This window comes from Nocardiopsis sp. YSL2, assembly GCF_030555055.1.
Lineage (GTDB): Bacteria > Actinomycetota > Actinomycetes > Streptosporangiales > Streptosporangiaceae > Nocardiopsis.
In genome coordinates, this window is the sequence record NZ_JAMOAO010000001.1 from 1,124,307 (window position 1) to 1,137,108 (window position 12,802).

Consider the following 12,802-nt stretch of genomic DNA (forward strand, 5'->3'; position numbering starts at 1 on the left):
GCAGGACCGCCGCGTGTGGGGGGACTGATCCGTCGCGGCGGACCCCGGCGCGGTCCCGCGCTCCGCGTGCTCTGGCACAATCGCCGGGGGCCGCAGCGCCCCGGGCACGGGTGAGCAGCACTGGAGGGGACGGCGACCATGGACGCACACGTGGCACGGCAGGACCGGTACGAGTCACTGGAGTACCGGGCGTGCGGCAGGAGCGGGCTGCGGCTGCCGCGCCTGTCGCTGGGCCTGTGGCAGAACTTCGGCGACGACCGGAGCCTGGAGGGACAGCGCGCGATCCTGCGCCGCGCGTTCGACCTCGGCGTCTTCCACTTCGACCTGGCCAACAACTACGGCCCGCCCAAGGGCGCGTCCGAGACCAACTTCGGCCGCATCCTGGACCTGGACTTCCGCCCCTACCGCGACGAGATGGTCATCACGACCAAGGCCGGATGGGTCATGGGACCGGGCCCCCACCAGCAGGGCGGTTCGCGCAAGTACCTGCTCTCCTCGCTCGACCGCTCGTTGGCGCGCATGGGGCTGGACCACGTCGACATCTTCTACAGCCACCGGCCCGACCCGGACACCCCGCTGGAGGAGACCATGCTGGCCCTGCACCACGCCGTGGTGTCCGGCCGCGCCCTGTACGCAGGGATCTCCTCCTACGCCCCCGAGGCCACCCGCCGGGCGGCGGCGATCATGCGCGACCTGGGCACGCCCCTGGTCGTCCACCAGCCCTCGTACTCGATGCTCAACCGCTGGGTCGAGGACGGCCTGCTGACGGCGGCCGCCGACGAGGGGATGGGCGTGGTCGCCTTCTCCCCCCTGGCCCAGGGCCTGCTGACCTCCCGCTACCTGGACGGTTCCGTGCCCGGCGACTCGCGCGCAGGCGTGGGACGGCCCAGCTGGCGCGAGAACATGCTCTCCGAGAACATCCTGGAACGGGCCCGGGCGCTGAACGGGATCGCCGCCGAGCGCGGCCAGACCCTCGCGCAGATGGCGATCGCGTGGGTGCTGCGCGACCAGGGGCCGCGCACGGTCACCACGGCGCTGATCGGCGCCTCCAGCGTGGAGCAGTTGGAGCAGAACCTGGCCGCGGTCGGCGGACCGGACTTCACCGAGGAGGAGCTGCGCGCCATCGACCGCTGGGCGGTCGACTCCGACGTCAACATCTGGTGGGGCGCGACGGCCTCGACACCCTAGGCGCTCGGGCGGCGGACAGGAGCGGGCACGACCGGCGCGGACGCGTCCTCGACCAGCCGGCGCCGCCGAGCGCCCGTCGGTCCTCAGGCGCGGTCGCGGCCGTAGGCGGCCAGGAACACCCGTACCCCCTCGTCGGCGTGGCGGCGCAGCTCCGCCTCACCCGGGATCGCGTCGTCCCCCAACAGCATGGCGTCGTTGACCGGCGCGGACATCACGAGCCAGTTGAAGTGGGATGCGGCCGCGTCCGGGTCGGCCACGCGGAGCAGGCCCCGGTCGGACAGCCGGGCGAAGAGCGCCGACATCGCCGCCATCGCACGCCGCGGCCCGCCGTCGTACAGGGCGCGTGCCAGGTCCGGGAACCGGCTCACCTCTCCGATCACCAGTCGGCGCAACCGCATCAGTTCGGGTGTGAGGACGACCCTGAGCTGGCGCAGGGCGTACTCGCACAGGAAGGGGGCCAGGTCCTCGTGCCGTTCGGGTTCGGGGGCCGGTCGGTGCACGGCGTCGCCCGCCTCGGCGGTCATGGTCTGCACGATCTCGACGAAGAGCGCCTCCTTGCTGCCGAAGTGCTTGTAGACGGTCTGCTTCGAGGCCCCGGACAGCGTGGCGATCTCGTCCATGTTGGTACCGAGGTAGCCGCGTTCGAGGAAGACCCCCTGCGCCGCCGTCAGAATCTCCCGGCGCTTGCGCGCCGAGCGGGTCGCCCCTCCGGCCTGGTCCGGCACGTTCACTCTCACTCCCTCGGCGTGGCCGCGGTCCGGTCCCATGGGCCCGCGCGGATGCTTGACCCATTGGTACTGGACGGTCTAGTTTGACACAAGTAGAGTACTGGACGGTCCAGTTCCACGTCTGGCCGTCCGCCACGACCGGAGGAGCCCGACATGCGCGTCAAGTTCGCCGAACTGCCCGTTCTCGACCAGGACCGGGCCATCGCCTTCTACACCCGCGCGCTCGGCTGCACCGTCGCCATCGACGCCCCCATGGGCGAGGACGGATGGCGGTGGGTCGAACTCGCCTTCCCCGGCGCCGAGTCCCACCTGCACTTCCTGCCGCGCGCGAACGACGAGCCCTCCCCCGAGCCCGTCCTGGTGCTCATCGACGACGACATCGCGGGCACGGTCAAGGGCCTGCGGGACCAGGGCGTGGAGATCGTGAGCGAGCCCCAGGCCGCGCCGTGGGCCCCCGGCACCACGTTCGCCGAGTTCCGCGACAGCGAGGGCAACCGGATGGTGCTCGCCGACCGCTGATACGGCACCCGCGCCCGTAGGCCACTCCCCACCCCGCACCAGGAGCACGCGATGACCCAGCCCGCCACCGGCACCCTCGAGGTCCCCGGCGCCCGCATCCACTACGAGGTCCGCGGGAGCGGACCCCTGCTGCTGATGATCCCCGGCGGCCCGCAGGACGCCGGTGTCCTGGCCGGACAGGCCCGGATCCTCGCCGACCGGTACACGACCGTCGCCTACGACCCGCGCGGCAACTCCCGCAGCACCCTGGACGGAGAGCCCGCCGACCAGAGCGTCGAGGTCCACGCCCAGGACGCCGCCCGCCTGGTGGCCGAGCTCGGCGGCGGACCGGCCCGGGTGTTCGGCACCAGCGGCGGCGCCCAGATCGGCCTCGCGCTCGCCGCTCTGCGGCCCGACCTCGTGGACACCGTCGTCGCGCACGAGCCGCCGTGCGTCCTGCTGTTGGACGACCCCTCCCAGGCCCTGGCCGAGGACCAGGAGGTCTACGACACCTACGTCCGCGACGGAGTCGAGGCCGGAATCGCCCGTTTCCTGGGGCTGCACGACCTGGACACCGGCACCGGCCCCGCCGGAGAGGACACACCGGACGGCACGGCGCAGGAGGACTCCGGGCCCGCCCCGCAGTCCGCTGCCGCGGAGAACACCGTGGACGCCGAGGACGCCGAGGATGCCGAGACCTTCGCCCGGGTGAGCCGGAACTTCGGCTACTTCCTCGGCCACGGCCTGCGTCCGCTCTCCCGCTACGTCCCCGACACCGCCACCCTGCGCACGGGCGTGCCGCGCGTCGTGGTCGGCCTGGGCCGGGAGTCGGCCGGGCGCACCATCCACGACATCGGCCTGGCCCTGGCCGGGGCGCTCGCGACCGACCCGGTGGAGTTCCCCGGTGACCACGTCGGGTTCGAGTCCCACCCCGACGACTTCGCCGGCGCGCTGGACCGGGCCCTGCGCGGCTGAGCGGGCCCGCCCCGGCCCGGGCGCCCGCGAACCGTCCGCGGTCCGGGGCGCTCCGGAACGCGTCTAACGTGGAGGTGGATTCACGACCACACAAGGAGGCCCGCCGTGCCGGAGGCGCACCACATGCGGATCGGTGAGGTCGCCGAGCGCACGGGGCTGTCCCTGCGTACGATCCGCTACTACGGCGAGGTCGCCCTGGTGGAGCCCTCCGCGCGCTCACGCGGCGGTTTCCGCCTGTACACCGAGTCGGACGTGGACCGCCTGCAGCTCATCAAGCGGATGAAGCCCCTCGGGTTCAGCCTGGAGGAGACCCGCGAGCTGTTGGAGAGCGTCGACCGGCTGAACTCGGCCACCACCGGCGAGGACGAGCGCGCCGCGCTGAGCGAGCGTTTGGACGCCGTCGAGGCCGACCTCGCCGAGCGCTGCTCGGCCCTGCGACGCCAGTTGGAGATGGCCGAGGAGTTCGCCGAGCGGCTGCGCCGCCAGCGCGCGCACCACGCCGCCGACTGAGGCCGGTGCGTTCGCGCACACTGATCGTGGAAGTGTCGGCCGCCGCGCCCGGCTGACCGGCCGGGCGCCCGCCTGGAGGAGGGGCGGGGCCCGGCCGGCGTTCAGGGGTGGCGTGTGCGGTCCGAAGGCGACTCAGCCGAAGTCGACGTCACTGCACAGGTAGTAGTTCTGGTCCATGTGGGACGCCTTCCACACGGTGAACACGACGTGGTGTCCGGTCCGGCCGGTGGTGCTGACGTCGATGTAGATGTCGTTGGCGGGGGCGTGGTATCCGGGCGTCTCGACCAGTTCCAGGTCGTCCCAGCCCAGCGGCTCCGTGGCGGGATCGAAGCCCTCCTCGGTCACGTACACCAGGAAGTAGTCGGCGCCGTGCGAGGCCTGGTCGTACAGGTGGAGCGTGAAGTCGTCGTCCACCGGCGTGGTCCGCCAGGGGCCGACGGCGTCCAGGGAGTCGTAGCGGCCGCCCTCGGTGTTGCCACCGCTGCACAGGGTGCCGTCGGGCACGTGGCCCTGGTGGTCGCCACCGACCTCGTTGCGGTAGAGCCCGTTCCAGTTCCACATGGCGTTGGGGTTGTCCTGCCACGCCTGAGCGCACATGGGGTCGTCCTGCTCCATGTCCGGGTTCAGGTGGTCGTCGCCCCAGCGCTCCCAGCAACCGTAGTTGCGGCTCGCGGGGTCGACGATCGAACCGTGCGCCGAGGCGGGTGCGGCCAGTGCGGTGAGGCCGAGCAGAGGCACGGAGGCCAGCACGAGCACGCGGGCCGCCCGGCGGGAGTGTCCTGCCGTGTCGTCGTTGGTGTGCATGTCGTTCTCCAAGCGTCTCGGCTTGTGGCAGCCGAGCCGAGTGGGAGCGCTCCCGAAGCTCTGGTTACCCACGTCACACTCACCCAAACCAGCGACGGGAACGCGGCCGCGCGGCACCCCGGCCCCGACCGCCCGCGGACCCTGCCCGTGCGCCGTCCCGACGAGGCCGGCGGCGACCGGCGCCGGGCGGCGGACCCGCGGTCGAGCACGCGGGTCCGCTGGCGCCGTTCCGGGCCGCCGCGGCCGCGGCGGGGGCTCCCGGTGCCGTCCGCTCGGCGGCCGATCGACTCTGCCGGAGAACTCGCAATTCCTCCGTTGACCTGCGAGTAAAGTACGCGGGAGCGCTGGTGGGCGCCATCGGGGAGGACACGAGTTCGTGCTTTAGTATTTACACTCAACAAAACCGGCGTTACTGTTCGTTGAGCGCCTCGGGCTGACGGCCCCCACATGCCGGGCCCGACTGACACCACGGTGTCCACTATCCCCATATCCCCTATGCCCCCCGCTGACCGCCGATTGGGAGCGCTCCCAACCTCCCTTTCCTTTTCGGCCCGGCCCCACCCGGGCATTCAAACCATTCACCATTCGACACCATCCCTTCCCTGTCATCGAGACAACTGCATAAGCCACTCTGAACGCTCCTCCTGACCCCCCTTCAACAGGAAGTAGAAGAGATGAGCACCATCCCGCGCGCCGCGGATCCCCGTGCGCGGACACGGCGCGGCCTCGCCGCCGCGTCCGCCCTTGTCCTCGGCACGACCCTGGCCATGGCCACCCCCTCCGCCGCCTCCGCGGCCACCGGCTGTGAGGTCGACTATCAGGTCAACGACTGGGGTTCCGGCTTCACCGCCTCCGTAGAGATCACCAACCTGGGCGACCCCGTCAACGGGTGGACCCTGGGCTGGGAGTACGCGGGCAACCAACAGATCTCCAGTATCTGGAACGGCAGCCACACGCAGAACGGCCAGTCGGTCGAGGTGACCGACGGCGGGCACAACGCCTCCATCGCCACGGACGGAACGGTCTCCTTCGGTTTCAACGCCTCCTACTCCGGCAGCAACGACGCCCCGACCGAGTTCACGCTCAACGGCGTCGTGTGCGAGGGCTCCGTCGACCCCGGGCCGGACCCGGACCCCGACCCGGACCCGGACCCCGAGCCCGGTGAGCGCGTCGACAACCCCTACGTGGGCGCCGACGTCTACAACAACCCGATCTGGGCCGAGAACGCCCGATCCGAGCCCGGCGGCGAGGCCATCGCCGACCAGCCCACCGGCGTGTGGATGGACCGCATCGGCGCCATCGAGGGCAACGACAGCCCCACCACCGGCAGCATGGGCCTGCGCGACCACCTCGACGAGGCCGTCGACCAGGCCGGCGGCGAGCCGTTCGTGTTCCAGGTCGTCATCTACAACCTGCCCGGCCGCGACTGCGCCGCGCTGGCCTCCAACGGTGAGCTCGGGCCGGACGAGATCGACCGGTACAAGAACGAGTACATCGACCCGATCGCCGAGATCCTCGCCGACCCGGCCTACGCCGACCTGCGGATCGTCACCACGATCGAGATCGACTCGCTGCCGAACCTCGTCACCAACGTCTCCCCGCGTGAGACCGCCACGCCCGAGTGCGACGAGATGCTCGCCAACGGCAACTACGTCGAAGGCGTGGGCTACGCCCTGAACGCGCTCGGCGCGATCGACAACGTCTACAACTACATCGACGCCGGCCACCACGGCTGGATCGGCTGGGAGGACAACCTCGCCGCCTCCGCCGAGATCTTCGCCGAGGCCGCCAACACCGCCGGTGCCACCCCCGACGACGTGCACGGCTTCATCGCCAACACCGCCAACTACTCCGCGCTGAAGGAGGAGAACTTCGCGATCGGCGAGACCATCGCCGGCACCCCCGTGCGGCAGTCCACCTGGGTCGACTGGAACCAGTACGTCGACGAGCTGACCTTCGCCCAGGGCCTGCGCGACATGATGGTCTCCGACCACGGGTTCGACCCGAACCTGGGCATGCTGATCGACACCTCCCGCAACGGCTGGGGCGGGCCCGACCGGCCCACCGGTCCCGGCCCGGAGACCGACGTGGACGCCTACGTGGACGGCGGGCGCTACGACCGCCGCCTCCAGGCCGGCAACTGGTGCAACCAGTCCGGTGCCGGGCTGGGCGAGCGGCCCACGGCCGCTCCCGAACCGGGCATCGACGCCTACGTGTGGATGAAGCCCCCGGGTGAGTCCGACGGCTCCAGCGAGGAGATCCCCAACGACGAGGGCAAGGGGTTCGACCGCATGTGCGACCCCACCTATGAGGGCAACCCCCGCAACAACTTCAACATGAGCGGCGCCCTGCCGGACGCCCCCGTCGCCGGACACTGGTTCTCCGCGCAGTTCCAGGAGCTGCTGGCCAACGCCCACCCGCCCGTGAACTGACCCTCCGACCCACGACACCGCACACCCGGTGCGCGCACCGGGACAGGGCGCCCGTCCACCACGCGTGGGCGGGCGCCCGCCGTGTGCCCGGACCGGGTGCCCGGACCGTGTGCCCGAACACGAGTGTGCGGACCCGCGGGTCCGCACCCGGGACGCGGACCCGGGGCTCCACCCTGACCGGGCGGGGAGTATGACTGGTGTCTCCGGCCCTACCGGCCGGTACAGCCCCCGCCCCGGCAGGAGAGCCCCATGACGGACCAGACCACCAGGACCGCGCTCGTGACGGGCGCGTCGTCGGGCATCGGCGCCGCCGTCGCCGCCGCCCTCGTCGACCGCGGCTACCGCGTGTACGGCACCAGCCGCCGACCCGAGTCGGTCGCCGACCCCGTCCCCGGAGTGACGTATCTGGCCCTGGACCTGACCGACGAGGCGTCGGTCCTGGCGTGCGCGGAGGCCGCGGGCGCGGTGGACGTCCTGGTCAACAATGCCGGCGAGAGCCAGAACGGCCCCCTGGAGGAGCTGCCGCCCGAGGCCGTCGAGCGGCTGTTCCGCACCAACGTGTTCGGCGCGGTGCGCCTGGCCCAGCTGCTGCTGCCGGGCATGCGCGACCGCCGGTACGGGCGCGTGGTGATGATCGGGTCCATGCTGGCCAGCTTCCCGCTCGCCTACCGCTCCTCCTACGTGGCGTCCAAGGCCGCGATGAAGGGGTTCGCCGACGCCCTGCGCCGCGAGGTCTCTCCCTACGGTGTGGGAGTGACGACCGTGGAGCCGGGCTCGATCAACACCGGCATCAGCGAGCGCCGCACACAGTACATCCGCCAGGACTCACCGTTCGCCGCCGAGTACCGCACCATGCTCGCCGCGCTCAACGCCAACGAGGCCAAGGGCGTCTCCGCCCGGACCGTGGCCACCACGGTCGTGCGCGCGATCGAGGCCCGTCGGCCCCGGCCGCTGTACGCGGTGGGCAGCAACGCCCCCCTGGTGTTCGCGCTGCGCCGGCTCCTGCCCCGGTCGCTCGTCCTGCGCGTGGTCGCCCGCAGGCACGGGTTGTAGGGCGCCTCGCCGGGTGCGGGTTCCCCGGTCGGGCCGGAGCGCTCGGGCAGGATGTGGGTCCCACCGACACCGACCGGGAGAACTCGTGAAGCAACAGGTCCACTTCGTCACGCTCGCCACCGCCGATCTGGACGCCGCCCGCGGCTTCTACCGGGACGGTCTCGGGTGGGAGCCCCTCCTCGACGTACCCGGGGAGATCATCTTCTTCCAGATCGCCCCCGGCCTGCTGCTGGGCCTGTTCGACGCCGAGAAGTTCGACCGCGACCTGGGCGGGCACGCCGGGGTCACCGGCACGAGCGGGGCCTCAGGGGTGACGCTGGCGCACAACGTCGAGGACCGCGCGGGGGTGGCGGCCACCGTCCGGGCGATGGTCGACGCGGGAGGGAGCGTCCTCAAGGAACCGCAGGAGGGCGAGTTCGGCGGCGTCTTCCACGCACACGTCAAGGACCCCAACGGGGTCGTGTGGGAGATCGCGCACAACCCCGGATGGCGGGTGGACGAGGACGGAAACGTCACCCTGGGCTGACACCCGCCCCCGCTCGGCCCCCGCCCGGCCCCCGCCGGTCCGGATCCGGCCGGTCGGGTGGGACCGGAGACCGGGCCTGGCCTAGGTTGGGCGTGAGTTCGAAGACAACGGTGAGAGGTGCCGCGTGAGCAGCGTCGTCAAGTTCAACGTCCTGACCGTCCCCGAGGGGGCCGGGGCCACCCTGGAGGAGCGCTTCGCCAAGCGCGCCGGGCTGGTGGAGAACCAGCCGGGATTCGAGGAGTTCCAGCTGTTGCGGCCGGTCGAGGGCACCGACAAGTACCTCGTGTACACCCGGTGGCGGTCCGAGGAGGACTTCCAGAACTGGGTCAACGGCCAGGCCTTCCAGCACGGCCACGCGCAGGCCGCGAAGGAGGCCCAGGAGGAGGGCCGCACGGGTCACGGGCACGGGCACGGCCACGGGCACGGCGGTCCGGCCGCGACCGGCAGCGAGCTGTGGGGGTTCGAGGTCATCCAGCACGTCAAGGCCGGCTCCTAGCCGGGGCCCGACGGGCGTCGGAGGAACGGGGACGGCCGGATACCCCGGCGCCCGTGCGAGCCGCCGCGGGGCACGGGTGGGGCGGACGCGGTCCGGGCACCGCCGCAGGTCCGGAGCAACCGGGGGCTCTCCCGCCTCCGGACACCGATGACGGCCGAGCGCACGGGGTGGCCCGGCCCTCTCCTCTCCCCTGGATCTCTCAAGGGGCGCGTGTCGGTCACGTGGCACGTGTCGGTCGCTCTTCACATGGGACGATCCCAGGACCGGGTCACCCGCGTACAGGACACCCCGCCGAAGGAGCGAGGATGGGGGGTCATGAGAGCCCTCGTCCGCTTCGTCCGTCTCGCGGCCCCCGTACCCGCCGTCGCCGCCGGCCTGATCGCCGTGCTGGTCGGCACGACCAGCTCGATCGCGATCGTGTTCGCAGCCGCCGAGGCCGCCGGGGCGACACCCGGACAGACCGCCTCGTGGGTCCTGGCTCTGTGCGTGGGCATGGCCGTCACCTGCGTGGGCCTGTCGCTGCGCTACCGCGCACCGGTGGTGACCGCCTGGTCCACGCCCGGCGCCGCGCTGCTCGCGGTCGGTCTGGACGGCGTCACGATGCCGCAGGCGATCGGCGCGTTCCTGTTCTCGGCTGCGCTGATCACGTTGAGCGGTGTGACCGGGTGGTTCGAGAAGGTCATGGACCGGGTGCCGGTGCCACTGGCGGCGGGGCTGCTCGCGGGGGTCCTGCTCCAGTTCGGCCTGGGCCTGTTCACCAGCATGGAGGGCGACTTCACCGTCGTCGCCGCGATGTTCGCGGTGTACCTGGTGTGCCGACGGTGGCTCGCCCGCTACGCGGTCCTGCTGGCGCTGGTGGCGGGCGGTGCGGTGGCGACCGTGAACGGCACCCTGGACCTGGGCGAGGTGACGCCCGCGCTGGCCCGGCCGGTGTTCGTGGCACCGGAGTTCTCCTGGCAGGTGATGGTGAGCGTGGGGGTGCCCCTGTTCGTGGTCACCATGGCCTCGCAGAACCTGCCCGGTGTGGCGGTGCTGCGGGGCGACGGCTACCGGGTGCCCATCTCCCCCGTGCTGGGCTGGACCGGGGCGACCAACATGCTGCTCGCGCCGTTCGGCTGCTACGGGCTCAACCTGGCCGCGATCACGGCGGCGATCTGCACCGGGGCGCAGGCGCACCCGGACCGCGAGCGCCGGTTCACGGCCGGGGTGTGGGCCGGGATCTTCTACCTGTGCGTGGGCGTCTTCGGCGCCACGGTCGCCTCGCTCCTGGCCGCGCTGCCGACGACGCTGATCCTGGCGATCGCGGGCCTGGGACTGCTCGGCACGATCGGGGGTTCGCTGGCCTCGGCGCTGGGCGACGAGCGGTCCCGGGAGGCGGCCGTGGTGACCTTCCTGGCGACCGCGTCGGGGTTCACGCTGCTCGGGGTGGGGTCGGCCTTCTGGGGGCTGATCGCCGGTGTGCTGACCCTGCTGGTCACGGGGGTCTGGCGCCGTTCACGCGTCACGGGCCAGGCCGGATCCGACCCGGGCTCGGACTCCGAACAGGCGGGCGGACATGCCGACGCAAGGGCCGGGTGAGAACGGACACGTCGGGCATCGGCGCCGCACGGGCCGCGAGCGTGGAGGCGGGAGCGCCGGACGTGGATGATGGGAGGGACTGGGGTCCACTGACCCGTTCGTGCCGGGGCGACACCTCCGGCACCGGTCGCACCTGATGTCCGACATGCCCGTAGCGGCGAGGGAGGCCCCATGAGACACGTGGTCCTGTTGAGTACCGGAGGCACCATCGCCACCACGGCGGGTGAGGCGGGTCTGGCGGTGAGCGTGGACGCCGAACGGCTCGCCGCCGCCGCGACCAAGGTCTGGGACCTGGAGGGCGTCCGCGTCGAGGCGATCGACGTGAACCGGATCATCAGTTCCGCGGCGTCCCTGGACGACATCATGGCGCTGGCCCGCGCCGTCGACGAGGCCGCCGCCCGCGCGGACGGCGTGGTCGTGACCCACGGGACCGACTCCATGGAGGAGTCGGCGTTCCTCGTGGCCCTCACCCACCGCCACGAGGCACCGGTGGCCTTCACCGGCGCCCAGCGCTCCTTCGACGATCCGGCACCCGACGGCCCGCGCAACCTGGCCGCGGCGCTGCGCTGGGCCGCCGACCCGCGTGCGCGCGGAACCGGCGTCAGCGTGGTCTTCGGTGACACCGTGCTGCCCGCCGTGGGCACCCGCAAGGTGCACACGCTCGGGCTGAACGGTTTCGCCGCGCCGGGACGGGGCCCCGTCGCCGCCGTCGACGACACGGGGGTGCGGCCCTACGCCGTGGCCTCGGCCGCGCCCGCGCTGCTGTCGCCCGACACCGCCCTGCCCCGGGTGGACGTCATCGCCCAGTACCTGGGGGCGGACGCCACGGCGGTACGGGCGGCGGTCGCCGCGGGCGCCCGCGGCGTCGTGCTGGCGGCGTTCGGGGCGGGCAACGCCACACCCGAGGTGACGGCCGTGTGCCTGGAGCTGCTCGACGCCGGCACGCCGGTGGTCGTGGCCAGCCGCGTCGGTGCGGGCCCGGTGCGCGGCGTGTACGCGGGCGGGGGCGCGGACCTGGAGCGCGCGGGCGCGGTCTACGCGGGCGATCTCTCGCCCTGGCAGGCGCGGCTGCTGCTGGCGGCGGTACTGACCCACACCGACGGCTCACCGGGTGCCGCCGCCCGGTGCCGCGACTGGCTCCGCGCGGTCGGTGCGCTGTCCTGAGCCCCCGGGCAGGGCCCGGACCGCGCGGTCGGGTCCCGCCCCTGCGGGCGGGGCCCGCACTCCCGTTGCTCAGGCGGTGGCGAGGACCCGGCCGGTCTCGGCCACACCGAGCACCAGGTCCTGCGGGTCGGCGGTCATGCCCGCCACCACCAGGTCGATCTCCGTCAGCCCGGCGCGGGCGAGCAGTGTCGTGTCGTCGGTGACCCACTCCCCCCGTTCGGCGAGGACGGCGTGGGCCGTCTGGGCGGCGGCCTGGGCGACGAGTCCGGCGCACTGCGCGACCCGGCCGTGCGGAGCGTGGTGGTGCTCGGCGTGGGACAGCGTGGCCGCGGCCAGGCCGCGCCAGACGCCGGGCGCGGAGACGCGCAACGCCGCGGGGTACTCCGGCCGCGGCAGGTCGCCGACCAGCACCCGGCCCAGCGCCAGTTCGGCGACCACGCGGTAGGTGGGGACGCCCGCCAGGTGGAACATCAGCGGCTCGATCCCGAAGCGCCCCCGCTCGGCCTCGGCCACCTGGTGTTCCACGTCGTCCAGGTCGCGGTAGTGCACGTCCACCCTGCGGCCGTCCACACGCAGCCGCGCCCCGCCGTCGACGAGGCCCCCGCCCGCGGGCTCCGACACCTCGCCCCGCCAGTCCAGGTCGCGCAGGTCCCGGGGGTCGAAGGCGCCCCGGTGGTAGACGGCCAGGTCCCAGTGGCCGTCGGCCCGGTGGGCGCCCTGGGCACGCGAGCCGCCGAGGCTGACCGCCCGCACCCCGGGCAGGGCCGAGAGCCGGTCGGCGGTCGCGGTCAGGAAGCGTTCGTCGTCGGTGGTCATGGCTCCATCATGCCGGGGGCGGCGGCGGGACCGG

The 12,802-nt window shown here is 72.8% G+C and carries 13 protein-coding genes; 10 read left to right on the forward strand and 3 right to left on the reverse strand.

Annotated elements, in window-relative coordinates; genetic code table 11:
* Positions 1-138: 138 nt before the first annotated feature.
* Complete coding sequence (locus tag M1P99_RS04765) at positions 139-1,188, forward strand: aldo/keto reductase (RefSeq protein WP_304451453.1); 1,050 nt, start codon at positions 139-141, stop codon at positions 1,186-1,188.
* A gap of 83 nt (positions 1,189-1,271) precedes the next feature.
* Here M1P99_RS04765 and M1P99_RS04770 read toward each other — a convergent pair whose 3' ends face one another.
* Positions 1,272-1,919, reverse strand: a complete 648-nt coding sequence (locus tag M1P99_RS04770) for a TetR/AcrR family transcriptional regulator (RefSeq protein ID WP_304451454.1) — start codon at positions 1,917-1,919, stop codon at positions 1,272-1,274.
* Positions 1,920-2,069: 150 nt separating this feature from the next.
* On the opposite strand from M1P99_RS04770, the gene M1P99_RS04775 reads away from it, so the two are divergent.
* From M1P99_RS04775 to M1P99_RS04785, 3 genes are all read left to right on the forward strand, one after another.
* Positions 2,070-2,435, forward strand: coding sequence for a VOC family protein (locus tag M1P99_RS04775; RefSeq protein ID WP_304451455.1), 366 nt, complete (start codon positions 2,070-2,072; stop codon positions 2,433-2,435).
* A gap of 51 nt (positions 2,436-2,486) precedes the next feature.
* Entirely contained in the window at positions 2,487-3,389 is a 903-nt protein-coding gene (locus tag M1P99_RS04780) for an alpha/beta fold hydrolase (RefSeq protein WP_304451456.1), read from the forward strand.
* A 105-nt stretch (positions 3,390-3,494) separates the two neighbouring features.
* On the forward strand, positions 3,495-3,899 hold the full coding sequence (locus M1P99_RS04785; protein WP_304451457.1) for a MerR family transcriptional regulator: 405 nt from the start codon (positions 3,495-3,497) through the stop codon (positions 3,897-3,899).
* Positions 3,900-4,031: 132 nt separating this feature from the next.
* Here M1P99_RS04785 and M1P99_RS04790 read toward each other — a convergent pair whose 3' ends face one another.
* Complete coding sequence (locus M1P99_RS04790; protein ID WP_304451458.1) at positions 4,032-4,703, reverse strand: lytic polysaccharide monooxygenase; 672 nt, start codon at positions 4,701-4,703, stop codon at positions 4,032-4,034.
* Positions 4,704-5,377: 674 nt separating this feature from the next.
* Between M1P99_RS04790 and M1P99_RS04795 the strand changes: the two genes are divergently transcribed.
* The 6 genes from M1P99_RS04795 (at position 5,378) to M1P99_RS04820 (ending at position 11,952) form a co-directional block, all read left to right on the forward strand.
* The gene (locus M1P99_RS04795) at positions 5,378-7,135 is read left to right on the forward strand and encodes a glycoside hydrolase family 6 protein (protein WP_304451459.1); all 1,758 of its coding nucleotides are present in this window, start codon (positions 5,378-5,380) and stop codon (positions 7,133-7,135) included.
* Positions 7,136-7,384: 249 nt separating this feature from the next.
* Positions 7,385-8,188: an SDR family oxidoreductase gene (locus tag M1P99_RS04800; protein ID WP_304451460.1), complete on the forward strand. Its 804-nt coding sequence runs from the start codon at positions 7,385-7,387 to the stop codon at positions 8,186-8,188.
* 85 nt (positions 8,189-8,273) lie between these two features.
* Positions 8,274-8,714, forward strand: coding sequence for a VOC family protein (locus M1P99_RS04805; protein WP_304451461.1), 441 nt, complete (start codon positions 8,274-8,276; stop codon positions 8,712-8,714).
* A 124-nt stretch (positions 8,715-8,838) separates the two neighbouring features.
* Positions 8,839-9,210, forward strand: a complete 372-nt coding sequence (locus M1P99_RS04810; protein ID WP_304451462.1) for an antibiotic biosynthesis monooxygenase — start codon at positions 8,839-8,841, stop codon at positions 9,208-9,210.
* Between the two features lie 315 nt (positions 9,211-9,525).
* Positions 9,526-10,788 (forward strand): benzoate/H(+) symporter BenE family transporter, encoded by a 1,263-nt coding sequence (locus tag M1P99_RS04815; RefSeq protein ID WP_304451463.1) that lies wholly within the window; start codon positions 9,526-9,528, stop codon positions 10,786-10,788.
* A 171-nt stretch (positions 10,789-10,959) separates the two neighbouring features.
* A complete protein-coding gene (locus M1P99_RS04820; protein WP_304451464.1) occupies positions 10,960-11,952 on the forward strand; it encodes an asparaginase in 993 nt (330 codons plus the stop codon).
* Between the two features lie 69 nt (positions 11,953-12,021).
* Here M1P99_RS04820 and M1P99_RS04825 read toward each other — a convergent pair whose 3' ends face one another.
* Positions 12,022-12,768: a nucleotidyltransferase domain-containing protein gene (locus tag M1P99_RS04825; protein WP_304451465.1), complete on the reverse strand. Its 747-nt coding sequence runs from the start codon at positions 12,766-12,768 to the stop codon at positions 12,022-12,024.
* Between the last annotated feature and the right edge of the window lie 34 nt (positions 12,769-12,802).

Coding starts and splice junctions, on each gene's coding strand:
- M1P99_RS04765 (WP_304451453.1), top strand. CDS start 139: ATGGACGCACACGTGGCACGGCAGGACCGGTACGAGTCACTGGAGTAC.
- M1P99_RS04775 (WP_304451455.1), top strand. CDS start 2,070: ATGCGCGTCAAGTTCGCCGAACTGCCCGTTCTCGACCAGGACCGGGCC.
- M1P99_RS04780 (WP_304451456.1), top strand. CDS start 2,487: ATGACCCAGCCCGCCACCGGCACCCTCGAGGTCCCCGGCGCCCGCATC.
- M1P99_RS04790 (WP_304451458.1), bottom strand. CDS start 4,703: ATGCACACCAACGACGACACGGCAGGACACTCCCGCCGGGCGGCCCGC.
- M1P99_RS04795 (WP_304451459.1), top strand. CDS start 5,378: ATGAGCACCATCCCGCGCGCCGCGGATCCCCGTGCGCGGACACGGCGC.
- M1P99_RS04800 (WP_304451460.1), top strand. CDS start 7,385: ATGACGGACCAGACCACCAGGACCGCGCTCGTGACGGGCGCGTCGTCG.
- M1P99_RS04815 (WP_304451463.1), top strand. CDS start 9,526: ATGAGAGCCCTCGTCCGCTTCGTCCGTCTCGCGGCCCCCGTACCCGCC.
- M1P99_RS04820 (WP_304451464.1), top strand. CDS start 10,960: ATGAGACACGTGGTCCTGTTGAGTACCGGAGGCACCATCGCCACCACG.
- M1P99_RS04825 (WP_304451465.1), bottom strand. CDS start 12,768: ATGACCACCGACGACGAACGCTTCCTGACCGCGACCGCCGACCGGCTC.